We start from the raw sequence: 1043 nt of genomic DNA, 5'->3' as shown, positions 1-1043 counted from the left end.
TTTTTTGATTTGCAACGCGGTATATTCGTGAATGGGCACGCCATATTGATTGGCAGCGGCGATGGCTACCCCACGGGCATGGCCCAATTTGAGGGCGCTTTGCACATTTTGCGAGACAAAAATCTCCTCGACAACCGCCTGGTGGGGTTGATAGGTATTCATGATACGGGTCAGTTCATGAAAAATTTTGCCCAGGCGGTCGGGTAGAGAGGCACCGGTTTGGGTGCGAATACAGCCATCGGCAATGTGCTGCAAGCGATTGCCCTCACTCTCCACAATACCCCAGCCGGTGGTGGTGGTTCCGGGGTCGATACCGATCACTCGCATCAGATACCTTTTGCCTATTCCAAACGTTCCATGATTTCATCAGGGATGTCAAAGTTGGCATAGACCTTCTGTACATCATCATTGTCTTCCAGCATATCCACCAATTTCAGCATGGAGATGGCCTGTTTTTCATCGAGGGTGATGCTGTTTTGCGGGCGCATGGTCAATTCGGCACGAATCGGATTAAAACCCGCCTGAGCCAAGGCTTCTTGCACGCTTTGAAAGCGATCGGGTGCGGTGATGACCTCAAAGTTTTGACCATCGACGACGACATCCTCGGCACCGGCCTCCAAGGCCGCCTCCATCAAGGCATCTTCGTTGCAGTTTTCATAGTTCAGCTCCCCTTTGTTATCAAAGAGGTAGGCCACACAGCCTGAGGTTCCCATGTTGCCGCCATATTTGGTAAAGGCGTGGCGGACGTCGGCGACGGTGCGGTTAAAATTATCGGTCAAGGTCTCCACGATAACCGCCACTCCGCCGGGACCATATCCTTCATAACGGGCCTCTTCATAGTTGGCCCCATCCAGACCGCCGGCACCACGTTTAATCGCCCGATCGATGGTATCTTTGGGCATGTTTTGGGTTCGGGCAGCCAAGACAGCCCCGCGCAGGCGGGCGTTGGCTGAGATATCACTGCCACCCATGCGGGCGGCAGTGGTGATTTCACGAATCAATTTGGTAAAGATCTTGCCACGTTTGGCGTCTTGGGCCCCTTT

At 53.5% G+C, this 1043-nt stretch carries 2 protein-coding genes; both read right to left on the bottom strand.

Going from position 1 to position 1043, the window contains the following annotated elements:
- On the bottom strand, window positions 1-327 hold a 327-nt coding region (ruvC, locus tag EJP87_RS17080; protein ID WP_130473016.1), incomplete at its 3' end, for a crossover junction endodeoxyribonuclease RuvC.
- A 14-nt stretch (window positions 328-341) separates the two neighbouring features.
- The coding region (locus EJP87_RS17075; protein WP_130473015.1) for a YebC/PmpR family DNA-binding transcriptional regulator at window positions 342-1043 on the bottom strand (702 nt) is incomplete at its 5' end.

Origin of the sequence: Candidatus Magnetaquicoccus inordinatus (assembly GCF_004217665.1) — a bacterium.
Lineage (GTDB): Bacteria > Pseudomonadota > Magnetococcia > Magnetococcales > Magnetaquicoccaceae > Magnetaquicoccus > Magnetaquicoccus inordinatus.
The sequence above is the reverse complement of the archived record's forward strand: the minus strand, read 5'-3'. Positions and strand labels throughout refer to the sequence as shown.